The following is a 24,009-nucleotide window of genomic DNA, read 5'->3' on the forward strand; positions in this document are numbered from 1 at the left end:
CGGCCGTGGCGGCGCCGCACGTACAGGCGGCTGCCCTCCGGCCCGGTCCACTCCATCCGGACGACCCCGGGCACGGCGGCCTCGGCGACACGCGAGGGGTCGGCCCAGTGACCGGCGGCGGGATTGCGGAAGAACGTGGCCCACAGCCGCCCGGCGTGGTCGGCGAAGAGGTTGTTGTGGCCGGCCCCGACCCCCGCCGTCCACCGCTCCGAGTACGGCCCCTCGAACCGGTCCGCGACGGCGATCACCGCGTCGTACTGGTACTGCGTACGCCCCGCGCCGGGCGGATCGTAGGCGTGCCGGGCCCCGTCGGCCGACACCCGGTCCCAGGCGGCGTGCAGCAGGTAGTACTTGCCCCGGTGCTTGAACACGTACGCGCCCTCCAGGTACGGCTCGGGCGCGTACGGCGTCTGCTGGAAGGCCGGCAGGCCGGTCACCGGGACGATGTCCTCCATGTCGTCCCTGAACTTCGCGTACAGGTGGTTGTGCAGCACGAGCCAGGCGTCGCGGCCCTCGGTGTAGAGGCTGCCGTCGATGTGGTGGTACGCGCCCGGCTTGATGAACGCGGGCCCGCCGATGAACGAGTCGCCGAACGGCTTGTCGTGGTTGCCCTCGGCGAGCCGGTACGGCCCCTCCACGCCGCCCTCGCTGACCAGCAGGAACGAGCCGACCTTCTGCGCGTGGTCGCCCATGCACGCGACGATGTACCACTTGCCGCCGAAGCGGTGCACCTCAGGCGCCCAGACGTTGCCGCGCTTGCCGAACTGCTCGTCGGTCCAGTACTCCTGCCAGGGCGCCACGACCACGCGGCCCGGCCGGTTCTCGCCGGCGAACTCGGGCGACCAGACCTTGCCCTTCTCGGCACCGGGCCGCACGCGGGTGGTGTCGGCCAGCCGCCACGGCCCGCGCAGCGACGGGGCCGTCCAGACGAAGATGCCGTCGTTCCACGGCGCGGCCGCGGGGAGCCCGGGGACCCGGGTGGTGCCCGTGGCCACGTAGAGCGGCTTGCCGCCGACGTCGAAGCAGTTGACGTAGGTGTCCCGCATCCACACCCGGCCGAGCTCCCTGTCGCGGGGGCGCTGTTCGAGCGGCAGCACGAACGAGTTGTCCTCGCGCGGCCACAGGTCGGGCCGGATGTCGGCGAGGCCGTACGGCTCGGGGTCGGGCCAGTTCGCCGGATACCGCCTCGCCGCCGTCGCTGTCTGCGCATGCTCCTCCGCCCGTGCGGCCGTGGCGGGCAGCGCGGCGGCTCCTAAGAGGCCGGCGGCGCCCGCCAGCAAGGAGCGCCTGCCGACGTCGGCTCCGTGGTCAGCACCACTCATCAGCCATGTCCCTTCAAATCGGCGATTGCCGGGTGTGATCCGGCTATGTCCGGGAGTCTGCCGAATTCAGATGAATTACGTCAATAACTCGGAAGAAATAGCCGCGCGAAGAAGGGGCAGCCTCGGAAGGCGGTCCGGATTCTTCGGGTCAGACCCGGTCGAGGGGCCGGTGCGGGCCGTCAGGCAGCCGGACCTCGATCAGGTCGCCCGGACGTACGACGCCGCCCGTCCTGACCACGCTCATGATGCCCGCCCTGCGCACCAGGTTCCCGGCCTCGTCGTGGCCGACGACCTCCTTGAGCAGGCCCTTGCTGAACCCGTCGATCTGCAGGCAGGGGTTGCGCAGGCCGGTCACCTCCACCACGGCCTCGCCGCCGATGAGCAGCAGCGTGCCCACCGGCAGGCCGAGCAGGTCGATGCCGTGGGTGGTGATGTTCTCGCCCAGCTCGCCCGGCGCGACCGCGAACCCGGCCGCGGCCACCTCGGCGAAGAGCTCCTCGTGGATGAGGTGCACCTGGCGCAGGTTCGGCTGGGTCGGGTCCTGCGCGACCCGGGAGCGGTGCTTGACCGTGACGCCCATGTGCGCGTCGCCCTCGACCCCGAGCCCCGCGAGCAACGTGATGCTCTCGCGGGCCGGCTTGGAGAAGGAGTGCTCGCCGTTGCCGCTGACCGAGGTGACAGCGCCGCCCATCCTGATGAGTCCCCTTTGCGTGGTGTCGACCGTTTGGGCGCATCCTATCCGGCGAAGATCTCCACTGTCCCGGGGCGTCCGGTATGGAGCTCTCAAGGGCGTTCGTCACCGTCGATCGCCGAGCGCAGCACCCCGATCACCATGGCGAGCTCCGTCAGCAGCCCCGACACCGTCGTCCGGTCGCCGCCGTTGAACGACACCATGCGCAGCTCCTCCGGCTTCGGCAGCTTCGCCATGATCTCGGGCAGCGACTCGATCAGCCTGGCCTGAAGGCTGGCCGGCGTCTGCGCGTTGTCGATGTCGGCCCGCAGCCGCGCCCGCTCCACCTCCAGCAGCGCCCGCTCGTGCTCGGCCAGCGCGCTGGACTGCGTCAGCCGCAGCTCGCCGTCCAGCTCCAGGCGCTTGAGCTCCTGCTCCCGCTCGATCCTGAGCCTGCCGGTCTCGGCCTCCTCCTCGTGCCGCTCGCGCTCCATCCGCATCGCGTGCCTGGTCGTCTCCGCCTCCAGTTCCGCGACCGCCCTGGCGTCGTCGTGCTCGCGCTGGGTGCGCCGCAGCCGCTCGGCGACCTCGGTGTCGAACCGGGCCGCCTCGTTGCGGGCGCGCAGCTCGGCCAGTTCCCGCTCGTGCTCCAGGCGCCGCGTCTCCTTCAGCCGCGCCGCCGCCATCTCCCGCTCGGCGATCGCCTCCTCAGAACGCAGCTCCGCCAGCCGGGCGACCTGCCCCTGCTCGGCCCGGTACGGCTTCTGCAGGTTCTCCCACAGCTGGGAGGAGCTGACCACCGCCTCCTTGATCTGCACGGTGACGATGCGCAGGCCGAGCCCCTGGTCGCTGTTGTCCTCGCCCTCGGCCACCGCGCGCAGCCGGGCGGTCAGCTCCTCGATGATGGGCTGCTTGTCGCTGAGCACGTCACGCACGCCCATCGTGGCCACCTTGTCCTTGATGGCCGCCTCAGCCTGCTCGCGCAGCTGGAGGTTGACCAGCCGCATCGGGTCCTCGGGGTCGCCGAAGTCCAGCTTGCGGTAGGCGATGGGGAACGCCTGGATGCCCCACTGCACGTACCCTTGCACGAGGACGCCCTGAAGCTCCCGGCAGATGCAGTACGCGTTGATCAGGATGGTCTGGGTGGCGCCCGGCACCACCAGGAACGAGTCGGTCGCCGGGTTGAACCGGAACGAGACGCCGAGACCGATGTGCAGCGGCTGGGCCCGCCCGCGCCTGGTGTGCACCACGAACGCGTTGGGCGGCACCAGGACGTTCTTCCACCGCCAGAAGCCCGTGATCCGCACGTCCACCGGTCCTGGCGCGGACCGGTCGGGACCCGGCCCGCCGCCGAGCGCGCGTTCCCGCTTGGCCAGCGCTCCCGCGGCCATGGGCGGCTGCTCGCCGGGAGGGCGGCGGGCTCTGAGATCGTCCTCCAGCACCGCCTGCTGCGCCACGACCTGCTCCAGATAGGCGTTGCCCTTGCCAGCGGTGCTCATCGAACCCCTCCGCCCACCTCGCGACTGCGGACGAGTCTCGCCTACGCCGCGAAAGCGTCGCAACCGACTTACAAATCCGCGATCACGACTGGGTAATGTGGGACCCGTGTCTTGCGTAGGTCAGGAGGTGATCACGGTGCATCCGGTCCCATGACAGCCCCATCCCGGGGTGTCACGGAGCCGAAAGGTGACCGTATGAGCAGGACCGACAAGACCCGGCCGTGGTGGGTGCGGCTGGCCGACGCGCCCATGGTGACCTGCGCGCCCGTCCACGACCACCGCTTCGGGCCGTGCACGCTGACCGCGGACATCACCGCCGCCAGCGCGTCGCTGAACCGCCGCCTCAGCGGCTGCCACTGGCAGGCCACCTCCTTCTACCTGTTCGACCTCGGAGGCGCGGGCGGGGCCAGGGAGTGGTACTTCATCCGGCGTGAGGACCGCCGCCGCGACCGCCGCGCGGCGCGCCGCGCACTGCGCGCCTACCGGCGCGAACGCTGATCGTCGTCACAGGGTGGCAGGCTGTCCTGTCCTTGTCGGTACGGAATTCACGTAGCGACAGGAGCCAGACCCTTGCCACCCGCCAGCCCCCCGTTCCGGATCCGGGTCTCGATGAGCGCCCGCCCCGTCGACGAGCCGCACCGCGTCTCCAGCCAGCTTGAGCTGCTGTTCGACCTCACGTTCGTGGTCGCCGTGGCGGCCGCCACCGCCGAGCTCGCGCACCACATCGCCGATGGTCACGGCCTCGCCGGGCTGATCCCGTTCCTCCAGGTGTTCTTCGCGATCTGGTGGGCGTGGATGAACTTCACCTGGTTCGCCTCGTGCTACGACACCGACGACGTCGCCTACCGGCTGCTGACCATGGTGCAGATGGCCGGCGTGCTGGTGCTGGCCGCCGGGCTGCCCGCCGCGGCCGGGCACGACGACTACGCGATCGTCACGCTGGGCTACTTCATCATGCGGCTCGGGCTCGTCGCCCAGTGGCTGCGGGCCGCGGCCGAGGACGGTGAGCGGCGTCGTACGGCGCTGCGCTACGCGACCGGCGTCGGGCTGCTCCAGGCCGGCTGGGTGCTCCGCCTCGTCCTGGACGAGACGGGCATCCTGCCGCCCGCGCTGCGGCTGCCGTTCTTCGCCTGCCTCGTCGTCCTGGAGCTCGCGGTGCCGCGCTGGGCCGAACGGGTCGACCCCACCACCTGGCACCCGCACCACATCGCCGAACGCTACGGCCTGTTCACCATCATCCTGCTCGGCGAGAGCGTCCTGGCCGCGAGCAGGGGAGTGCGGGCTTCGCTCGAAGCGGGCCGGGGCGGAGGCGCCCTGGTGGTGGTCGCCGGGTCCGGGCTGGTGCTGCTGTTCGCGTTGTGGTGGCTGTACTTCCTCGTGGAGGCCGGTGAGGGGCTGAGCGAGCGACGGCACCGCTCGTTCCTGTGGGGCTACGGACATTACGGGATCTTCGCCGCCCTCGCGGCGCTCGGCGCCGGGCTGGAGGTCGCGGTGGAGCAGGGCGGGCACCGGCTGGAGGTCTCGCCCACGGCGCTCGGCTACGCGGTCGCCGTGCCCGTCGCCGTGTTCCTCGTCCTGATCGCGGCGGTGCACGCGCTGCTCGTGGCCCAGGCCGCCCTGCGCCCGCCCGTGGTCGCGGCGGGCGTCGTGGCGATCCTGCTGCTGCCACGGGCGGCGCCCCTGATCGGCGTGACCGCCGTGGTCGCGTCCGTCGCGGCCGTCTGCGTCCTGCAGGTCGCCGTCACGATCGCGCGCGGGCGCCGCTCAGCGCGCCACGTCCATGCGCTGGGTGCCGATCACCGACAGCAGCTTTAGCGCCTGCTCGGAGGGTGAGCCGGGATCGGCGGTGTAGATCACGACCCGCTGGTCCCGGCCGGAGATCTCCAGGACGTCGCAGTTGAGGGTGATCGGGCCGACCAGCGGATGCTGGAAGGTCTTGCACAGGGAGGGCTCGTCGTCCACGTCGTGCGAGGCCCACAGCCGGGCGAACTCCTCGCTGCCGGCCAGCAGTTCGGCCACCAGCTCGGCCAGCTCGGGATCGTCCGGGTAGCGGGCGGTGGTGGCGCGCAGGTCGCGGGCCGCGGAGCGGGCGAACTCCGCCACGTTGGAGACCCCGTACAGCCGCAGGCCGTGCGGGCGCGCGCTGAGGAATGCCCGGCGTACCAGGTTGCGCTCGCGCCGCGGCAGGGCGGAGAAGTCCTCCATCAGCGCCGCCGCCAGGTCGTTCCACGCGAGCACCTCGAACGCGGCCGACGTCACGATCGCCGCTGCCTGCGGCAGCCGTTCCAGCAGGTCGAGAATGCTCTGCCGCACCTCGCGCGACGGACCGGGCACCGGCGCCGGCGGCGCGCCGGCGAGATGGTGCAGATGGGCGCGCTCGGCGTCCGACAGGCGCAGCGCGCGGGCCAGCCCCACCAGCACCTCGCGCGACGGGCGCGGGGCGCGGGCCTGTTCGAGCCGGGTGTAGTACTCGGTCGAGATGAAGGCCAGGCTCGCCGCCTCCTCGCGCCGCAGCCCCGGGGTGCGGCGGCGCGGCCCGGCCGGCAGCCCCACGTCGGCCGGCGCGATCCGCTCGCGCCTGCTGCGCAGGAAGGCGGCCAGCTCTCTTCTGTCCATGCTCCCAGTCTGCCCGGCCTTCGGCGGCGCCAGCCAGGTACCACCGATGCCTGGATATGTCGCGATATCTCCGGCTCGGCGGGCGGGGCTACAGGCGGGTGAGGGCCCGCATCGCCTCCCGTTCGATCCGGGCCAGGTCGCGCAGGACGGCGCCGGCCCGCTGGAGGGGTGCCGCGTCGCCGCTCTCCCCGGCCTTCGCGACCAGGGCGGCCACGTCCGTCCACAGGACGGCGGCCTCGCCGTACAGCCGATGGCCGGTACGCAGCGGGGCGGCGTCGATCAGCCCGGCGCACTCGCCGAGGAAGTCCCGGTACAGGGCACGGAACAGACCCCCGCCCGTTCCGGCCCGTTCCATGAGGTCGCCGGCCAGCACCAGGTCCCGCTCGGGCCGCTCGGCACGGGAGAGCCATCCGGGCACCAGCCCGGCCGCCTTCTCGATGCCGCGATGGCCCAGGTTCGCGATGGGCGGTGCCAGGAACGCCTCGGCGCACGCTCTGATCGCTGGCACGAGCCGCTCCTGCCAGCGGGGCGCGTCCGCGGGGACGGCGACGGTGAACGATCGGTTCCGCGCGGTCATCGGGCCCCGCTCCGCCCGCGCCAGGGCCAGGGAGGCCAGGCTGGTCCGCACCCCGCCGCCCTGCTGCGCGGTGTCCACCAGGTACGCCTCGCGCTCGTCGTAGCCGTACATCGCCACGACATGGCCGCCGAAGTGCGTCCTCGACCCGAAGTACTCCAGGTGGTAGCAGTCGAGCTGGAGCCCGACCGGCCGGCCGGCGTCGATCGGCCCGGCCACGTTCCGCCACGCCTTGCCCGCCGACGCGGTCTCCTCGGTACGCAAGGTCAGCCCCAGCCGGGCGGCCAGGTTCAGGGTCAGCGCGTACGGCTTGACGCGCCCCCCGAGGAACGGGAACGGCAGGTTCCTGCCGTCCCAGTAGACGAACGACAGCCCGGAGCCGAGCCCGAACAGCATCGGCTCGGACAGGTCGAGCCCCTCGTGCCGCAGCAGCACTCCCAGCGCCGTCGTCTCGCAGTGGTGTCCGCCCCGGGCGTCGATGTCCGGCACGATCGTCATGTCCTGCTCCAAGGATGCGGCGGGTCTAGGGGCACGGGACGAGCATGACGTCTCCCCCGGGGGGAGAGTCCAGCGGGGCCTGGCCCGATCACCCGTCAGGGATCACTATGGCTTGGAGGTGATGAAGGTGAGCAAGCGCACATGAGGAACGAACGACCCAGGCCGGCCCTCTCGTACGAACCCCTGACCCCCACGAGCTTCCTCCAGCGGTCGGCCGCCGTGTTCGGCCCCAGGACGGCGGTCGTGGACGGCGAGCTGACCCTCACGTACGCCCGGCTCTGGGAACGCGCCCAGCGGCTGGCCGGAGCACTGGCGGCGGCCGGAGTACGGCCGGGGGACCGGGTCGCGGTGCTGGCCGCCAACGGCCACCAGTTGCTGGAGGCCACCTTCGGCGTCCCGGCCGCGGGCGCCGTCATGGTCCCGATGAACATCCGCCTGTCCGCCGGCGAACTGGCCTACATCCTCGGCCACGCCGAGGTGTCGGTGCTGCTGCACGACGACGGGTCCGCCGAGCTCGCCCGCGCGGCGGCCAGGGGAACGGCGGTCCTGCTGGTGTCGCCGGCCGAGTACGAGCAGCGCGTCGAGGCGGCCGAACCCCTCCTCGTCCCGGTCGGCGACGAGCTGTCACCCTTGTCGATCAACTACACCAGTGGCACCACCGGACGCCCGAAGGGAGTCGTCTACCACCACCGGGGCGCCTACCTCCAGTCCCTGGCCATGGCCCTGCACACCAGGCTCGACGCCGGCAGCGGCTACCTGTGGACGCTGCCCATGTTCCACTGCCACGGCTGGTGCTTCCCGTGGGCGGTGACGCTGGCCGGCGCCCGCCACGTCTGCCTGCCCAAGGTCGAGCCGGGCGAGGCGTGGCGGCTGATCCGCGCCCACCGCGTCACCCACCTGTGCGGCGCCCCGACCGTGCTCACGTCCCTGCTCGCGCACGAGGACGCGCCGGACGCCGAACTCGACCCCCGCCTGCTGGCCTGCGTCGGCGGCGCGCCCCCGAGCCCCGCGCTGCTGCGCCGCGCCCTGAGTGCCGGGATCGACGTCATCCACCTGTACGGCCTGACCGAGACCTACGGCCCCGCCGTCATCTGCCAGCCCCAGCCCGAATGGAGCGGCCTGGACGTCGAGGAGTCGGCCGCGCTGACCGCCCGCCAGGGCGTGGGCAACGTGATCGCCCAGCGTGTGCGGGTCGTCGCCGAGGACGGGGCCGACGTGCCGGCCGACGCCGCCACGATCGGCGAGATCGCGGTACGCGGCAACGACGTCATGGTGGGCTACCACCGCGACCCGGAGGCCACGGAGAAGGCCGCGCCCGACGGCTGGTTCCGTACCGGAGACCTGGGGGTGGTCCACCCCGACGGCTACGTGCGCCTCGTCGACCGCGCCAAGGACGTGATCGTCTCGGGCGGCGAGAACATCGCCTCCGTCGAGGTGGAGAACGCCCTGGTCAGCCACCCCGGCGTGCAGGAGGCCGCGGTCGTCGCGCGGCCCGACGAGCACTGGGGCGAGGTGCCCGTCGCCTACGTCAGCCTCGCCCCCGGCGCGCGGGCCACCGAGGCCGAGCTGATCGAGCACGTACGGACCCGCCTGGCCCGCTTCAAAGCCCCCAAAGCGGTGTATTTCGGCGAGCTGCCGAAGACCTCCACCGGCAAGATCCAGAAGAACGTGCTCCGCCGGCAGGCATCCTCACCTGCGGACATAGGTTAACGAACGCCCAAGAGGGAAGATCGCACCCACGGGGAGACGATCGGCAGTGGGGGCGTCATGGTCACTTCGCGCAGCATGTTCCGGCGCAAACCGGTCGACCGGATCGCCACCGAACACGAGGGAGAGCTGACCAGGACGCTCGGCCTGTGGCAGCTCACCGCCATCGGGGTCGGCGGCATCATCGGCGCGGGCATCTTCGCCCTGGCCGGCGCCGTCGCCAACGAGACCGCCGGACCCGCCGTGCTCGTGTCGTTTCTCATCGCCGGCGTCGCCAGCGCCGCCGCCGCGCTCTCCTACGCCGAGTTCGCCGGGCTCATCCCCAAGGCCGGCTCCGCCTACACCTACGGCTACGCCGTGCTCGGCGAGATCGTCGGCTGGTTCATCGGCTGGGACCTGCTGCTGGAGTACACCGCGATCGTCGCGGTCGTCGGCATCGGCATCTCCGGCTACTTCGGCTTCCTGCTCCAGCAGCTCGGTCTCAGCCTGCCCGCGTGGATGCTCGGCGCGCCCGGCACCGGCGAGGGGCATGTGGTCGACCTGTTCGCGGTGCTGCTGTGCCTGCTCATCGCCTACCTGCTGAACCTCGGCATCCGCGCCGCCGCCCGGTTCGAGACCTTCGTGGTGGGGATCAAGGTCGCCGTCGTGCTGCTGGTCATCGTCGTCGGGTTCTTCCACATCAACACCGCCAACTACACGCCGTTCTTCCCGTTCGGGATCGGCGGGGCCATCACCGGCGCCGCCACCGTCTTCTTCGCCGTCTTCGGCTACGACGCGATGAGCACGGCCGCCGAGGAGTCGCGCGACGCCCGGCGCCACATGCCCAGGGCCATCATCTACTCGCTCGTCATCGCCATGGTCCTGTACGTGCTGGCCTGTCTCGTCCTGACCGGCATGCAGAACTACCGCGAGATCGACCCGGAGAGCGGCTTCTCCACGGCCTTCGCCTCGGTCGGCCTTTCCGGCCTGGCCACCGTGATCGCGGTCGGGGCCATCGTCGGCATCCTCACCGTCATGTTCACGTTCATGCTCGGCGTCACCCGCGTCTGGTTCTCGATGAGCAGGGACGGGCTGCTGCCCGCCTGGTTCGCCAAGCTGCATCCGGTACGGCGGGTGCCGACCCGGGTCACCTGGATCGTCGGGGCCGCCTCCGCCGTCATCGCCGGGTTCCTGCCGATCCGGGAGGCGGCCGAGCTGACGAACATCGGCATCCTGCTGGCGTTCGTGGTGGTGTGCGTGGCGGTGATCGTGCTCCGTTACCGCCAGCCCGACCTGCCCCGTTCCTTCCGTACGCCGTGGATGCCGGTGGTGCCGGCCGTCGGGGTCGTCTTCTCGATCTGGCTGATCACCTTCCTGGCCCCGGCGACGTGGCTGCGCTTCGGCGTCTGGTTCCTCATCGGCCTGGTCATCTACTTCGCCTACAGCCGACACCACTCGGCGCTGAACACCACCGCCCCGGAGACGGACGGCACCACCCTCTGACCGCCCGTCCCCGGGCCGACGGCACCGCGCTGATGGGCAGCGGTTACGCTGGCGGGCCGGGCTTACATAGGGCGGCGGCGGTGCCGGTGCGCGTTGGCCAGGGCCCAGGCCGTCGCCCAGTCCCGCTGCCTGGCCCGGTCCAGCGCGCGCCGGAAGAGCGTGAACATCCCGGTCACGAGCAGCCCCGCCACGCTGACGAGCAGCAGCGCCGTCACCACGGCGTCGACCCGCAGCCGGGTGGCACCGGCCGGCGGCCCGGCGAGCGCGCCCGCACCGTCCACCCACACCGTCAGCCGCGTGCCGGCCTCGGCCGGATATCCGACCGGCACCCGTCCCGTCCGCGTCAGGCCGCCGGGCGCCGTCCACCGCGCCTCCGCCCACCGCACGCCATCCGCCCCGGAACCCAGCGCGCGCCCTGTCACGCCGCCCGCTGCACCATCCGCAACGCCGCCCGTCACGCCCTCCGCAACACCGTCCGGAACGCCGTCCGTCACGTAGCCCGCTAGTGCGCCGAAGGACGGCTGTGGCGGGGGCGTGTCCTCCAGCAGGGTGGCGGTGACCTGCCGCCGTTCCGCGGCCTCCGCCAGCGCCTCCGTGTACGCCTGCCGCGCCCCGGTCACCGCCGGCCAGATGCTCAGCAGCACCAGGAACGCCGCCACCAGCAGCCCCGCCCCCTCCAGGCGATCGGAGCGCCGCCGCAGCGGGTTGCCGTCCGGCCGGTACAGCCGCACCTGCCGCACCACCCAGCCCGTCACCAGCCCCATCGCCTACCCCCCGGCAGCATCCACCCTCCGACAGCGCGATCACCTCAGGCGGCGGTGAACACCCCCGCAGCACAGGGACTTTAGGCGCTCTCCACGCCTCCCGCACGCTGATCGCCCGCGCGTCACGCCCACGCACCCCGCCCGAAGCGGCACGCCCACGCGGCCCACCGTGACGCCCCGCCCACCCGCGACGCCCCGCCCACCCGCGCGGGCTCGCCTTCGTCGGGGCCGCGTTCCAGCGGCGGTGGGCCCTTGGAATCATGGTGCGGGCCCGCCCCGGCACTTCCGCCGGTGGCCGCCACTCCCGCCCGTCCCATCGAGCCTGTCCCATCGGGCCTGTCACCTCAGGCCCGTCACATCTGGACGGCCGGGAACGTCAATGCGGTGAAGGATCGCGATGACGAGGTAGGACCCCATGAACGACAACGATTTCCTGGCCGGCCGGTTCGAGGAGCATCGGGGACACCTGAAAGCGGTGGCGTACCGGATGCTGGGCTCGCTCAGCGAGGCCGACGACGCCGTGCAGGAGGCGTGGCTGCGGCTCAGCAGGGCCGGCGCGGGCGACGTGGAGAACCTGGCCGGCTGGCTCACCACGGTCGTCGGGCGGGTGTGCCTCGACATGCTGCGCACCCGCACCTCGCGCCGCGAGGAGCCCCTTGAGACGCGCCTGCCCGACCCGGTGGTGAGCCCGCCCGACGGCCTCGACCCAGAGCAGGCGGCCCTGGTCGCCGACTCCGTCGGGCTGGCGCTGCTGGTGGTGCTGGAGTCGCTCACCCCGGCCGAGCGGCTGGCGTTCGTGCTGCACGACATGTTCGCGGTGCCGTTCGAGGAGATCGCGCCGCTCGTGGGACGCTCGCCCGCCGCCGCCAGGCAGCTGGCCAGCCGGGCGCGGCGGCGCGTGCGCGGGTCGGCGCCGGTGCCCGACCCCGACATGGCCAGGCAGCGGGAGGTCGTCGAGGCGTTCGTGGCCGCCGCGCACCGGGGCGACCTGACCGCGCTGGTCGCCGTGCTCGACCCGGACGTGGTGCTGCGGGTCGACGCGGGCGCGCTGGCCGAGGCCGCGGGCCCCCGGGCCAAGGTGGGCGTGGCGGCCGGAGGCGGCTACGCGGAGCTGCGCGGCGCGCAGCAGGTGGCCGGGCAGGCGGTCACGTTCCGCCGCCATTCGCCGTCGTCGGCGCATCCGGCGCTGGTCAACGGCCAGGCGGGCCTGGTCAACACCATCGACGGCCGGCCGTCGGCGGTGATGAGCTTCACGATCGAGAACGGGCGCATCGTCGAGATCGACATCCTGGCCGACCCGGACCGCCTGGCCGCCCTCGACCTCACCGTGATAAGCCGCTGACCGGTGCCGAGCGGACCAGTGCCGGGCAGATCGGTGCCGGGCTGACCGGTGGCGAGTCGGCCGGCGGCGGGCTGACCGGCGGTCGGCTCACTTGGCGGCGGGGCGGGCGCGCACGTGCATGCGCTCGCCCTGCGGCCCGAACAGCGCCAGCACCTCGCCGGGCTCGTCGTCCGGGTTGACGAACGCGTGCGGCGTCCGCGTGTCGAACTCCGCCACCTCACCCGCCTCCAGCGTCACGTCATGCTGCCCGAGCAGCAGCCGCAACCGCCCCGACAGCACGTAAAGCCACTCATACCCCTCGTGGACCTGCTGCTCGGGAACGTAGCCCGGCCAGCGCGGCGGATAGATCTGCTTGTACGCCTGCATCCCGCCCGGCCGCCGGCTCAGCGGGATGTACGTCATCCCGTGCTGCTTGATCGGCGTCATGTGCACCCGGGGGTCGCCGGTGATCGGGGCGTCGATCAGCTCGTCGAGCTGTACGTGGTAGGCCCTGGCCAGCAGGAGCAACAGCTCCAGGGTGGGCTTGCGGCCACCCGACTCCAGCCGCGACAGCGTGCTGACCGAGATGCCGGTGCTCTTGGACAGCTGCGCCAGCGTCGTGTCCCGCTTCTGCCGCAGCGCCTTCAGCCGGGGGCCGACCGCCCGCAGCACCTCATCGAGTTCCATGTGCTCCAGATTGCCATTTCGGCAACGGACTTTGTCAAACCGGGCCCGGCGGGCGGAGAGTGACGGGCAACAGCATGCGTTCGAGAGGAAACGGGCGATGGACGCGACATACGACGTGGTGGTGATCGGCGGCGGGGCCGCCGGGCTGAGCGGGGCGCTCACGCTGGGCCGGGCGCGGCGCAAGGTGCTGGTGATCGACGCGGGCAGCCCGCGCAACGCCCCGGCCTCGGGCGTGCACACGTACCTGGGGCACGAGGGCGTGCCGCCGCGTGAGCTGCTCGCCGCCGGCCGCGAGGAGGTGGCCGGCTACGGCGGCGAGGTGGTGACGGGCACGGTGGAGAAGGCGGAGCGGACCGGCGACGGGCGCTTCCGCGTCGTCCTCGGCGACGGCTCCGCGGTCGAGGCGGGCCGGCTGCTGGTGACCACCGGCCTGGTGGACGAGCTGCCGCCGGTGGCCGGCCTGGCCGAGCTGTGGGGCAAAGACGTGCTGCACTGCCCGTACTGCCACGGCTGGGAGGTGCGCGACCGGGTCATCGGCGTGCTCAACACCGGGCCGCTCGCCACGCACCAGGCCCTGCTGTGGCGCCAGCTGAGCCAGGACGTGACCCTCTACCTGCACACCGGCCCCGAGCCGGGGGAGGAGGCGCGCGAGCAGCTCGCCGCCAGGGGCGTCACGGTGGTCGAGGGCGAGGTGGCCGGGCTGGCGGTGACCGGTGGCAGGCTGAGCGGCGTGCGGCTGGCCGCCGGCGGTGAGGTGCCCTGCCAGGCGCTGGCCGTCGCCCCGCGGATGACCGGCCGGACCGAGCTGCTGGAGGGGCTCGGGCTGGAGACGGCCGAGCAGGAGGTGGGCGGGCACGTCCTCGGCGTGTACGTGCCGTCGGGGCCGATGGGGGAGACCGCGGTGCCGGGCGTGTGGGTGGCGGGCAACGTGACCAGCGTGATCGACCAGGTTGTCGCCGCCGCGGCCGCCGGTGTGCGCGCCGGGGCGGCGATCAACGCCGACCTGGTCGCGCAGGAGACTCGCGAGGCCGTCGCCGCCCGCCGCACCGAGGCCCTGGAGCGGCACTGGGACGCCCGCTACACCGAGAGCGGCCAGATCTGGAGCGGCGAGCCCAACGCGGTGCTCGTCCGCGAGGTCTCCGATCTGCCGCCGGGCCGGGCGCTGGACCTGGGCAGCGGCGAGGGCGGGGACGCGATCTGGCTGCCCGGCCGGGGCTGGCGGGTCACCGCCGCCGACGTCTCGGGCGTCGCCCTGCGCCGCGCCGCCGAGCCCGCCGACCGGGCCGGAGTGGCGGACCGGATCGACTGGCAGCGGCACGACCTCGCCGCCTCCTTCCCCGAGGGCGCCTTCGACCTGGTCTCGGCCTGCTTCCTGCACTCCCTGGTCGACATGCCGCGCGAGAAGATCCTGCGCAGGGCCGCCGAGGCCGTCGCGCCCGGCGGCGTGCTGCTGGTCGCCGGGCACGCGGGCTGGCCGTCGTGGCACCCCGACCCGATCCCCGGCGTGCACTTCCCGACGCCGCGGGAGGTGTTCGACTCGCTGGAGCCGGAGGAGGGCGAGTGGGAGGTGCTGCGCAGCGAGGAGCACGAGCGCGTGCAGAACGACCTGGAGGGGCGGCCGGCCACGCGCACGGACAACCTGCTCCTGCTCCGCCGCCTGCGCTGACCGGCCTGCTCCCCCCAGCGAATCTACATGGTAAAGGCGCCCGGCCGGGCGCCGTAGGCGGTGCCCTTGCCGGAAAGGCGCGCCGAAGCGGCGGCGGGCACGAAGGCGGACTCGCCCGGCCGCAGCGTCAGGTCGTCGCCGAGTCGGGTCTCGCCCTCCACGCAGAGCACGATCCGCGGTACGCCCCCGGCCAGCTCGTAGGCGCTCTCGCCGGCCGGCTCGTAGCGGGTGAGGGCGAACTCGGGGGCAGGGGGGCGGTAGTCGTACGCGCCGGGGGTGTCGCGTTCGGGCTCGACCAGGAACGGCTCGGACGGGCCGAACTCGACGACGCGCATCAGCTCGGCCACGTCCACGTGCTTGGAGGTCAGGCCGCAGCGCAGGACGTTGTCGGAGTTGGCCATGATCTCGACGCCGATGCCGCCGAGATAGGCGTGCGGCACTCCGGCGCCGAGATAGAGGGCCTGGCCGGGCTCCAGTTCGACGTGGTTGAGCAGGAGGGCGGCGGTGATGCCGGGATCGCCGGGGTAGGCGCGGGCGATGTCGCCGTAGGCGGCCAGGCCGGGTTCGGCCGAGCCGAGCAGCGCCCGCTCGATCAGGTCGCGCAGGGGGCGCGCGGCCTCGCCGAGCATCTCGGCGAACACGGTGCGCACCGCCCGCGCGGGCTCGCCGCTCGTCAGCGTGTCGATCCAGGGCCGCAGGCCGGGCACGCCGAGCCGGTCGAGCAGGCCGGCGGCGGACGCGGGCGCGCGGAAGCCGCACAGGCCGTGGAAGGGGGTGAGGGCGCAGACCATCTCGGGCTTGTGTGAGGCGTCCTTGTACGTGCGGGCGAAGTCGTCGAGCGGGATCCCGCGCGCGTTCTCGCCGGCGTACCCGGCCGCGGCCTGCTCGCTCGTGGGGTGGACCTGGAGGGAGAGCGGGCGTTCGATGGCCAGGACCTTGAGCAGGTAGGGCAGTTCGGGGCCGAACCTGGCGGCGGTGCGCGCGCCGAGCGTGGCGGTGGGGTCGCGGGCGATGAGGTCGCCGAGCGGGACGTCCCCGACGGTCGATGGGGCGCCTGGATGGGCGCCCATCCAGAGTTCGGCCTGCGGTTTCCCGGTCGGCTCCGTGCCGAACAGGCGCGGCAGGGCGGTGACCGAGCCCCAGTCGTAGGGGCGGATGGTGGTGGCCAGGCGCATGGGCGCGCTGGCCGGTGGCAGGTCGGGCTGTGGCACGGCGTCAGGCTCCAATCGTCGTCACTGGAGCGTAGAACGGTATCGCCGCTTGTGCGCGATCGGGGGCGCCCGTTCGACACCGGCTATACGTAGGTATAGTCTGCTCTCCGTACGAACAGCATGTTGTACGGGCGGACAGGAGGGGTGGGGTTGACGACCGCACCGGACCCAGCGGACCTCACGGCGCGTGCCCGGATCAGGGACGCGGCGCTGCGCCACATCGGCGAGCACGGCTACGAGCGGGCCACCATCCGCGGCATCGCCGAGACCGCCGGCGTCTCGCCGGGCCTGGTACGGCACCACTTCGGCTCCAAGCAGGCGCTGCGCGAGGCGTGCGACGAGCACCTGACGAAGACCATGCACCGCCTGCACGAGCAGGCCGGGCAGCAGCCGCCGGTCGGGTTCAACCCGGTCGCCGTCATGGGGCCCTACCGGCGCTACCTCGCGCGGGCGCTGTCGGAGGGCTGGGCGTCGCCGTTCTTCGACGAGATGGTGCGCATCGGGGAGCGGTGGCTGGCCGAGGCCGACAAGGGCCGGCCCGAGCCGCCCGACGTCGACCCGCGCACCCGCGCGGCGGTGCTGGCCGCGATGGCGCTGGCGCCCACCGTGCTGTCGCAGCTCGTCGAGCGGGGCATGGGCGCCGGGATCGACAGCGCCGAAGGCCAGGACAAGCTGCTGCGGGCACTGCTGGACATCCATTCCCACCCCCTGCTCACCCCCGAGGAGGCCGCCCGCGCCAGGGCCGCGCTCGACCGGGGGAGGACCGCGTGAGGAGCAGCATGAGGAGCCACATGAGGAGTCGCGTCATGACCGACGCCATCGCCGTCTCGGGCCTGCGCAAGGCTTTCGGCAGGACCACCGCGCTCGACGGGCTCGACCTCGCCGTGCGGGCGGGGGAGGTGCACGGCTTTCTCGGGCCCAACGGAGCGGGCAAGAGCACCACGATCCGGATCCTGCTCGGGCTGCTCCGCGCCGACGCCGGCACCGCGCGGCTGCTGGGCGGCGACCCGTGGGCGGAGGCGGCCGAGCTGCACCGGCGGCTGGCGTACGTGCCGGGCGACGTGACGCTGTGGCCTGGCCTGTCCGGCGGGGAGGCCATCGACCTGCTCGGCCGGCTGCGCGGCGGCCTCGACCGGCGGCGCAGGGCGGAGCTGCTGGAACGCTTCGACCTCGACCCGCGCAAGAAGGGCCACGCCTACTCCAAGGGCAACCGGCAGAAGGTGGCGCTGGTCGCGGCGCTGGCCTCCGGTGCCGAGCTGCTCATCCTGGACGAGCCCACCTCCGGTCTCGACCCGCTGATGGAGGAGGTGTTCCGCGACTGCGTCAGGGAGGAGCGGCGGCGCGGCGACCGTACGGTGCTGCTGTCCAGCCACATCCTGGCGGAGGTCGAGGCGCTGTGCGACCGGGTGACGATCGTGCGCGACGGCCGCACGGTCGAGACGGGCACGCTGGAGGGGCTGCGCCGGCTGGCCCGCACCTCGATCGAGGCGGAGCTGGCCGGCCCGCCCGACGGCCTGGCCGAGCTGCCGGGCGTGCACGACCTCAGCACCGAGATGAGCGCTGAGACGAGCACTGGGGGCGGGCGGGTGCGGTTCACCGTGGAGGCCGCGGCGCTGGACCCGGCGCTGCGCCGGCTGACGCGGGCCGGAGTTCGCGGCCTGATCAGCCGGCCTCCGACGCTGGAGGAGCTGTTCCTGCGCCACTACGACAAAACAGCCCGTACCGGCTGAGCAAGGCGGCGGGCGGGGGGAGGAAGGCGCGGGGAAGCTCCCCGCGCCGGCCGGTCAGCGGGCGCGCGGGCCCAGGATGACCGGCATCGTACGGACGCTGTTGCCCAGCAGCGTGTCCAGCGGCGGCAGCTCCTCCGGCAACGCGACCGGCTTCATCGCCGGGAACGCCGTGAACAGCGCCTTGAGCGCGATCTCGCCCTCCAGCCTGGCCAATGGCGCGCCGAGGCAGAAGTGCGGCCCGTGCCCGAAAGCCAGGTGCGTGACCTGCGGCCGGGTGATGTCGAAGACCTCCGCCCGCTCGTACTGGCCCGGATCGCGCCCGGCGGAGGCGAAGCAGGCCAGCACCGGCTCGCCGCCGCGCAGCCGCACGCCGTCGATCTCGACGTCGCGCACGGCGTAGCGCATGGGGAAGTACGCGATGGGGGAGTCCCATCGCAGCGTCTCCTCCACGGCCGCGCTGTAGGGGCAGCGCCCCGAGCGCAGCAGCTCCAGCTGGTCCGGCTCGCTGAGCAGGACGCGGATGGCGTTGGTGATCAGGTTGACGGTCGTCACGTGGCCGGCGATGAACAGCAGCTCGATCGTGGCGAACAGCTCGTCCTCCGACAGCCGCCCGCCGTCCTTCTCGTGCAGCTCGAACAGGTCGGTGATGAGGTCCTCGCCGGGCGTGCCGCGGCGCTCCTCGATGATCCGGTCGAGCAGCTCGCGCAGCTCCCTGCGCAGGGCGGGCGAGTCCTCCAGGCCGCCGACCTGGGCGATGGCGTCGCTGAGCCGGTGCAGATCGTCCTGGTGGGCGGCCGGGATGCCGATCAGCTCGGAGATGACCTCGCGCGGCAGCGGATAGGCGAACTCCAGCCGCAGGTCCACCGGCGCGTCCGCGGGCAGGCTCGCCAGCCGGTCGATCAGCCTGGCGGTGAGCTCCTCGATGCGCGGGCGCAGCCCGTTCAGGCGGCGCTGCGAGAAGGCGGCGGTCAGCGGCATGCGCAGCCGGCGGTGACGTTCGCCCTCGGCGTTGAGCATGGACGTGTCGGTGACGATGCGGTCGATGGCCGTGCCCGGCGGCAGCGTGTGCCGGTCCGCCCAGTGGTGCAGCTCCCTGGACATGTCCGGGTGGGTCAGCACGGCCATCAGCGTGGCGTAGTCGGTGGCGGCCCAGGCCCGCACGCCCTCCGCGGTCACGGGCACGAGCGGGCCTGCCTCACGCAGCCGCTCGTTGTCTCCGTGCAGGTCGGCGGTGGCCGGGTCGAGGATGAAGCGGCTGTCGTCGGTCATCTGTGCCTCATCCCGTCCTTTTCGCGCTGACCGCCAGCGCGGCCACGTCCATGCCGGGGTCCTGGTCGAGGTAGAGGTCGCGGACGAGCTCGCCGGCGGCCGGGGCGTTGCACAGGCCGTGGCCGGAGAAGCCGGTCGCGTACAGGAAGGCCGGCGGGCCCGGCCGGTGCCCGATGAAGGCGGTCTTGTCGGGGCTGGCGTCGCGCAGCCCGGTGACGGCGGTGTGCAGGGCGAGCCCGGCCAGGCTCGGGTACGTCTCCGCCAGCCGTTCGGCCACCTCACGCCGCCACGACTCGCGGTCGGGGCCCGGATAGCCCATGCCGATGAGCAGCCGGTCGCCGCGCAGCCGTACCAGCAGGCCGGTGGCGGCGTGCAGGGTGACCGGGATGTCCGGAGTGGCGGGCGGGAGCGGGTCGGTGGTGAGCAGCTCCTGCTCGATCGGGTCGGTGAGCGGCATGTCCACGCCCGCGCACCGGACGAGCGCGGCCGACCAGGCGCCGGCCGCGCACACGATGGCGTCGGCGGAGATCTCGCCGTCGGCGGTCTGGATGCGACCGGCCTCGGCGTCGATGGCGGTGACCGCGCAGCCGGTGCGCAGCGCCGCCCCGGCCTGCTCGGCGGCGCGGGCGTAGGCCGTGACGATGGCGGTGGTGTCGGAGATGTAGGCGTCGGGCGAGTACGCCGCGGCGACCAGCGGCACGTCGCCGATGAGCGGGTTGCGTTCCCTGGCCTCCTCGACCCCGATCAGGCCGACGTCCACCCCGGCCGCCCGCTGGGCGGGCAGGTCGGCCTCGAACGCCGCGACCTGCTCGGGCTCGGAGAACAGCACCAGGTAGCCGACCTGCCGCAGCGGCAGCTCGGTGCCCGGCCTGCTGGGAAAGGCCCGGTAGGCGTCGAGGCTGCGTACGGCCAGCGCCGAGCTGACCGGGTTGCCGGCGAAGTAGGAGCGCACGACGTCGGCGGTGGCCCTGGACGCGCCGGAGCCGAGCGTGCCCCGCTCCAGCAGCGTCACGTCGACCCCGGCCTCGGCCAGGTGGAAGGCGATCGACAGCCCGATCACGCCGCCGCCGATCACCACCACGCGCGAGTCGCGGCTCATGCGGGGGCCTGCAGTTTGCGCAGGTTCTCACCGGCCTGCCACGGGAACAGGTGCAGGTTCCACCCGCCCAGGCAGTTGCAGTAGAGGGCCATGTGGGCCATCACCGCGACGAAGTCCTCGTGGCTGTCGAGGCGCTCCAGCCCCGCCAGCAGCCGCTGGGTGAAGTCCCACAGCCGGTCGAGGCCGCAGTAGCCGAGGAACTCGGCCGGAGTGTGGGCGAGCTGCCGGGTCATCTGGCGCAGCCAGGGCATCGGCATGCCGTCGAGGGCGGCGCGGACGAGCCCGCCGTAGCAGCTGTAGCCGAGCGGCCGGGTCTCGCCGTTGACGAACAGCAGCGTGGTCAGCACCGTGTCGTAGCTGCCCGCGCCCGAGGGGATGCGGCCCTCGTGCAGGTCGAGCAGCTCCTGGGGCGGCTCCAGCCAGATGCGCTGGGTCTCGGCGTGCACCTCGGTGACGAGCCGGTTGAGCTCGGGGTCGCCGATGGGCAGGCGGGGCAGCTCGTGGCCGCCGCTCTGGCCGGCCCGCCGGACCTCGGCGATGACCGGCTCCTTGGTGGTGTAGACCGAACGCCACACCTCGCGGCCGGCCTCGGCGAGGGCGTCGAGGTCGTTCTCGGCGACCAGGCCGACCGGGGTGGCGGTCATGGGCTCGGTCAGCTCGCCGTACTTGATGCCGAGGTGCTGCAGCCGCGAGCAGAACAGCGTGCCGTCGGGCACCGTACGCCGGTCCACCCGGTATTCGGCGTCGGTGTGCAGCAGGGAGTGCACCGGGGCCAGGTGGTACAGGTGGTACCCGGCGACCAGGGCGTGTCCTTGCAGGCTGCGGTAGGGCAGCGCGTCCCAAAGGCACTGGGCCAGGGCGGGGTTGCGCTGGTCGAGTTCGGCGGCCACGGTGATGCCGAGGCTCGGCCAGGATATCTCTACTTGCTTAGAGTTGTTCACAATAAGTCACTCTAACGACGCGTATCGTGACGATAGAGGTGGGGTGGCCCTGTTTACCGGGACATGACCTGGTCGGGGGCCAGGCCGGGCGCACCCCAGATCGACTCAGGATCCACGTACGGGCGGATCAGCTCGGTCAGCACGGGATCGCCGCGGCCGTGCAGCTCGTCGGCGGCCACCTTGCGGACCACGCCCGCCATCACGTCGGCGACCTGCACCCGCTCGTCCAGCTCCGAGTCGACCAGCCGCAGCCCGGCCATCCGGCCACCGGCGATCTCGCGCATCTGCGCGACGCGCTCGTCGGTCAGCGTGGTCTGCCGGTCGTGCACGACCGTGACGGGGCCGCCGCCCGCGCCCCAGTAGGTCACCGCCCGGACGATCGCCGGGATGAGCGGGTCGAGCGCGGGGAACACGTAGGGATCGTCGAGCAGCCGTTCCCTGAACGCCTCGGCCCGCGCCCGCGACCGCCACAGCGACTCCATGATCGCCCCCGCCGCGCCGCCGGCCCCGCGCAGCTCGTCGACCAGCCCGTACGTCTCCTCGACCGACGTGACGACCCCCTGGCCGTTCTTGGCCCGCAGCAGGTAGTTGAAGGAGTCGAGGAAGGCCGCCCACCGCTCGGCGCCGAACGCCCGCGGGCCCTCCCGGTAGAGGGTCAGCGCCGTGGCCACGGCGGCCGGGTCGAGGCCGATGCGCGGCGCGTGGTCGTCCTGGAGCAGCCCGGCGACCTTGCCCACCAGGTAGAAGGTCTTGTCGGTGAGGAACACGCGCACGTTGCCGAGCACCGGCCCGCTCGGGCTGAGCAGCCACAGCAGCGCCGGCCGGTGCTTGTCGCGCAGCACGTGCCCCGCGGCGTATTCGGAGGCGGGCGTGGGCGCCCGCACGCGCAGCTCCGCGACGCAGGCCAGCGCCGTCTCGGCGTCCATCAGCACGCTGGCGTGCGCGAACGTGTCGGTGTTGCCGCCGATGAGCTTCTCGCCCTCCGCGCCGGACTCGTCACACGCGATCTCGAGGGGTTCGTGCACACCAGCGAATCTATCCGGGGCCGCCGCCGGTCGCGAGACAATTTCCCCTGGTACGACCGCGCTGAGCGGGCCAGGACCGGTTACGTTGGGTGCCGCGAGGCGGACGCCGTGGACCGAAGCGGCCGGCGCGCCGTGACCTGGAAGGACTCATGACCGCCATCCCCACCCCCCGGCAGGCCGGTCTCGGCCGGATGGTCCGCGAGATCCGCGCGGAGGCCGACCGGGCCCGCTCCGTCCCGGCCCCCGAGCTCACCTTCACGCTCTGGCGCCGTTTCGCCGACACCGGCGAGCGGCAGGGGTACGAGCGCGTCTATTTCGAACGCCGCCGCCGGCTGGCCGCTCTCGTCCTGGCCGCGCACCTCGACGGCCGGCCCGACCCGGCGCTGGACGACCTGCTGTGGTCGGTGTGCGACGAGCGCACCTGGGTCCTGCCGGCCCACGAGCCGCGGGACCGCCCGCCGGACACGTTCGTGGACCTGTTCGCCGCCGAGACCGGCCACGCTCTGGCCGAGGCCGCCGCCCTGCTCGACGGCCTTGCCGACCCCCGCGTCCTGGCCCGCGTCCGGGACGAGGTGGACCGCAGGGTGCTGCGTCCTCTTCATGCCGATCCGGCGCCCATGTGGTGGGAGAGCGCCCGGCACAACTGGCCGGCCGTCTGCGCCGGGGCCGCCGGCCTGGCCGCGCTCGCCCTCGGCTCGCCCTGCCTGCCCGCGCTGCTGCCCCGGCTGCGCGCGGCCATGGAGGCGTTCCTGTCGGGCGCGGGCCGGGACGGTGCCTGCCTGGAGGGGCCGGACTACTGGAGCTACGGATTCGGCTACTTCACCTACTTCGCCGAGGCGCTGCGCGAGCACACCGGGGAGGACCTGCTGGACGATCCGCACGTACGGGAGATGGCCGCCTACCCGGCCAGGATCGACCTCGGCGACGGCGCCAGGCCCGCCTTCGCCGACGCGCACGGTGAGGGCGTCTACCCCCTGGGGCTGCTGTGCCGCCTGTCCGGCCGCCTCGGCGTCCCCCTGCCGGTCCGCACCGGCGAGCCGTCCTTCCACGACGACCCCTGCTACCGGTGGGCCCATCTGAGCCGCACGCTGTGGTGGTCGGAGGACATCCAGGAAGCGGGCCCGGAGCCGTACTCGTACCTGCCGGACGCGGCGATCGTGGTGGCCAGGTCGGGCGGCACCGCCTTCGCCGCCAAGGGCGGCCACAACGACGAGCCGCACAACCACCTCGACCTCGGCCACTTCGTGCTGCGCGGCCACGGGCGGGCGCTGCTCGACGACCTCGGCGCGCCCGAGTACACCCGCGACTACTTCCGCGAGGGCCGCTACCAGGTGCCCCACGCCTCGGCGGAATGGCACTCCGTCCCCCTGATCGACGGCGCCGGCCAGTTGCCGGGCCCGGGCCGCCGGGCCGGGGTCGCCGCGGCCGCCGCCGGCGACGGCGCGCTGACGTTCGCGCTCGACCTCACCGCCGCCTACGACGCCCCCGCGCTCGACCGGCTCGTCCGCACGTTCCGCTGGCGGGCCGGGCGGCTGGAACTGGAGGACGCCTTCGCGCTCAGCACCGGCGACGCGCTGGTGGAGGAGCTGTTCGTCTCCCGCGTCCGCCCGTCCGTGGCGCCGGGACGGGTGAGCTGGGGGCCGCTCGCGCTCGCGGTCCCGCCCGGATGGCGGGCCCAGGCCGAGGAACGGGACGTACGCGGCCACCGCGGCGAGCACGAGACGATCCACCGCGTACGCCTGACGGCCCGAATCCCCTCAGGCGCGCACCGCTTCGTCTTCACGGTGGAGTGAGCCGGGGTCCCCGTCAGCCGGCGCGTCCCGCGCGCAGGCGGGCGGAGAGCGCGGCGGCCTGGGTGCGACGCTGCATGCTGAGCTTGGCCAGGAGGTTGGAGACGTAGTTCTTGACCGTCTTCTCGGCCAGGAACA

22 protein-coding genes are annotated in these 24,009 nt (G+C 73.1%); 9 read left to right on the forward strand and 13 right to left on the reverse strand.

Going from position 1 to position 24,009, the window contains the following annotated elements:
* From ABFX54_RS49625 to ABFX54_RS49635, 3 genes are all read right to left on the reverse strand, one after another.
* On the reverse strand, window positions 1-1,322 hold a 1,322-nt coding region (locus ABFX54_RS49625; RefSeq protein WP_346114169.1), incomplete at its 3' end, for a family 43 glycosylhydrolase.
* A 148-nt stretch (window positions 1,323-1,470) separates the two neighbouring features.
* Complete coding sequence (locus tag ABFX54_RS49630) at window positions 1,471-2,013, reverse strand: MOSC domain-containing protein (RefSeq protein WP_346114170.1); 543 nt, start codon at window positions 2,011-2,013, stop codon at window positions 1,471-1,473.
* 92 nt (window positions 2,014-2,105) lie between these two features.
* Entirely contained in the window at window positions 2,106-3,491 is a 1,386-nt protein-coding gene (locus ABFX54_RS49635; protein WP_346114171.1) for an SPFH domain-containing protein, read from the reverse strand.
* Between the two features lie 195 nt (window positions 3,492-3,686).
* Here ABFX54_RS49635 and ABFX54_RS49640 point away from each other — a divergent pair, with 195 nt between their 5' ends.
* Together ABFX54_RS49640 and ABFX54_RS49645 are read left to right on the forward strand one after the other, a co-directional pair.
* Window positions 3,687-3,989: a hypothetical protein gene (locus ABFX54_RS49640; protein ID WP_346114172.1), complete on the forward strand. Its 303-nt coding sequence runs from the start codon at window positions 3,687-3,689 to the stop codon at window positions 3,987-3,989.
* Between the two features lie 111 nt (window positions 3,990-4,100).
* Window positions 4,101-5,306 (forward strand): low temperature requirement protein A, encoded by a 1,206-nt coding sequence (locus ABFX54_RS49645; RefSeq protein ID WP_346114173.1) that lies wholly within the window; start codon window positions 4,101-4,103, stop codon window positions 5,304-5,306.
* On the opposite strand, the gene ABFX54_RS49650 is transcribed toward ABFX54_RS49645, so the two are convergent.
* Together ABFX54_RS49650 and ABFX54_RS49655 are read right to left on the reverse strand one after the other, a co-directional pair.
* Window positions 5,256-6,107 carry a helix-turn-helix transcriptional regulator gene (locus ABFX54_RS49650; RefSeq protein WP_346114175.1) on the reverse strand — a complete coding sequence of 284 codons (852 nt, stop codon included), beginning with the start codon at window positions 6,105-6,107 and terminating at the stop codon, window positions 5,256-5,258. The two genes, ABFX54_RS49645 and ABFX54_RS49650, sit on opposite strands and share 51 nt — an antisense overlap.
* Window positions 6,108-6,195: 88 nt before the next feature.
* Entirely contained in the window at window positions 6,196-7,179 is a 984-nt protein-coding gene (locus ABFX54_RS49655) for a BtrH N-terminal domain-containing protein (RefSeq protein ID WP_346114176.1), read from the reverse strand.
* A gap of 141 nt (window positions 7,180-7,320) precedes the next feature.
* Between ABFX54_RS49655 and ABFX54_RS49660 the strand changes: the two genes are divergently transcribed.
* Window positions 7,321-8,889 carry a long-chain-fatty-acid--CoA ligase gene (locus tag ABFX54_RS49660; RefSeq protein WP_346114177.1) on the forward strand — a complete coding sequence of 523 codons (1,569 nt, stop codon included), beginning with the start codon at window positions 7,321-7,323 and terminating at the stop codon, window positions 8,887-8,889.
* Between the two features lie 57 nt (window positions 8,890-8,946).
* The gene (locus tag ABFX54_RS49665) at window positions 8,947-10,368 is read left to right on the forward strand and encodes an amino acid permease (RefSeq protein WP_346114179.1); all 1,422 of its coding nucleotides are present in this window, start codon (window positions 8,947-8,949) and stop codon (window positions 10,366-10,368) included.
* A 62-nt stretch (window positions 10,369-10,430) separates the two neighbouring features.
* On the opposite strand, the gene ABFX54_RS49670 is transcribed toward ABFX54_RS49665, so the two are convergent.
* Window positions 10,431-11,132 carry a hypothetical protein gene (locus ABFX54_RS49670; RefSeq protein WP_346114180.1) on the reverse strand — a complete coding sequence of 234 codons (702 nt, stop codon included), beginning with the start codon at window positions 11,130-11,132 and terminating at the stop codon, window positions 10,431-10,433.
* A gap of 415 nt (window positions 11,133-11,547) precedes the next feature.
* Here ABFX54_RS49670 and ABFX54_RS49675 point away from each other — a divergent pair, with 415 nt between their 5' ends.
* Window positions 11,548-12,474: a sigma-70 family RNA polymerase sigma factor gene (locus ABFX54_RS49675; RefSeq protein WP_346114181.1), complete on the forward strand. Its 927-nt coding sequence runs from the start codon at window positions 11,548-11,550 to the stop codon at window positions 12,472-12,474.
* Between the two features lie 87 nt (window positions 12,475-12,561).
* Here the strand turns inward: ABFX54_RS49675 and ABFX54_RS49680 are convergent, their stop codons facing one another.
* A complete protein-coding gene (locus ABFX54_RS49680) occupies window positions 12,562-13,140 on the reverse strand; it encodes a helix-turn-helix domain-containing protein (protein WP_346114182.1) in 579 nt (192 codons plus the stop codon).
* A gap of 97 nt (window positions 13,141-13,237) precedes the next feature.
* Here ABFX54_RS49680 and ABFX54_RS49685 point away from each other — a divergent pair, with 97 nt between their 5' ends.
* Window positions 13,238-14,806 (forward strand): FAD-dependent oxidoreductase, encoded by a 1,569-nt coding sequence (locus ABFX54_RS49685; RefSeq protein ID WP_346114184.1) that lies wholly within the window; start codon window positions 13,238-13,240, stop codon window positions 14,804-14,806.
* 23 nt (window positions 14,807-14,829) lie between these two features.
* Here ABFX54_RS49685 and manA read toward each other — a convergent pair whose 3' ends face one another.
* Window positions 14,830-16,017 carry a mannose-6-phosphate isomerase, class I gene (gene manA, locus ABFX54_RS49690; RefSeq protein WP_346114186.1) on the reverse strand — a complete coding sequence of 396 codons (1,188 nt, stop codon included), beginning with the start codon at window positions 16,015-16,017 and terminating at the stop codon, window positions 14,830-14,832.
* 150 nt (window positions 16,018-16,167) lie between these two features.
* Between manA and ABFX54_RS49695 the strand changes: the two genes are divergently transcribed.
* Both ABFX54_RS49695 and ABFX54_RS49700 read left to right on the forward strand, forming a co-directional pair.
* Complete coding sequence (locus tag ABFX54_RS49695; RefSeq protein WP_346114187.1) at window positions 16,168-16,788, forward strand: TetR/AcrR family transcriptional regulator; 621 nt, start codon at window positions 16,168-16,170, stop codon at window positions 16,786-16,788.
* A 35-nt stretch (window positions 16,789-16,823) separates the two neighbouring features.
* The gene (locus ABFX54_RS49700) at window positions 16,824-17,747 is read left to right on the forward strand and encodes an ABC transporter ATP-binding protein (RefSeq protein ID WP_346114189.1); all 924 of its coding nucleotides are present in this window, start codon (window positions 16,824-16,826) and stop codon (window positions 17,745-17,747) included.
* A 54-nt stretch (window positions 17,748-17,801) separates the two neighbouring features.
* On the opposite strand, the gene ABFX54_RS49705 is transcribed toward ABFX54_RS49700, so the two are convergent.
* The 4 genes from ABFX54_RS49705 to ABFX54_RS49720 are packed head-to-tail and all read right to left on the reverse strand — an operon-like array spanning window position 17,802 to window position 22,081.
* Window positions 17,802-19,016 (reverse strand): cytochrome P450 family protein, encoded by a 1,215-nt coding sequence (locus ABFX54_RS49705; RefSeq protein WP_346114190.1) that lies wholly within the window; start codon window positions 19,014-19,016, stop codon window positions 17,802-17,804.
* A gap of 7 nt (window positions 19,017-19,023) precedes the next feature.
* Window positions 19,024-20,115, reverse strand: coding sequence for an NAD(P)/FAD-dependent oxidoreductase (locus tag ABFX54_RS49710; RefSeq protein WP_346114191.1), 1,092 nt, complete (start codon window positions 20,113-20,115; stop codon window positions 19,024-19,026).
* On the reverse strand, window positions 20,112-21,056 hold the full coding sequence (locus ABFX54_RS49715; protein ID WP_346114192.1) for a cucumopine synthase-related protein: 945 nt from the start codon (window positions 21,054-21,056) through the stop codon (window positions 20,112-20,114). Before ABFX54_RS49715 ends, ABFX54_RS49710 begins: the two co-directional genes overlap by 4 nt.
* Before the next feature lie 53 nt (window positions 21,057-21,109).
* Window positions 21,110-22,081, reverse strand: coding sequence for a hypothetical protein (locus ABFX54_RS49720; protein ID WP_346114193.1), 972 nt, complete (start codon window positions 22,079-22,081; stop codon window positions 21,110-21,112).
* 149 nt (window positions 22,082-22,230) lie between these two features.
* Here ABFX54_RS49720 and ABFX54_RS49725 point away from each other — a divergent pair, with 149 nt between their 5' ends.
* A complete protein-coding gene (locus tag ABFX54_RS49725; RefSeq protein ID WP_346114194.1) occupies window positions 22,231-23,874 on the forward strand; it encodes a heparinase II/III family protein in 1,644 nt (547 codons plus the stop codon).
* A 13-nt stretch (window positions 23,875-23,887) separates the two neighbouring features.
* Here the strand turns inward: ABFX54_RS49725 and ABFX54_RS49730 are convergent.
* On the reverse strand, window positions 23,888-24,009 hold a 122-nt coding region (locus ABFX54_RS49730), incomplete at its 5' end, for a LuxR C-terminal-related transcriptional regulator (RefSeq protein ID WP_346114195.1).

This window comes from Nonomuraea maheshkhaliensis (assembly GCF_039529435.1).
Taxonomy (GTDB): domain Bacteria; phylum Actinomycetota; class Actinomycetes; order Streptosporangiales; family Streptosporangiaceae; genus Nonomuraea; species Nonomuraea maheshkhaliensis.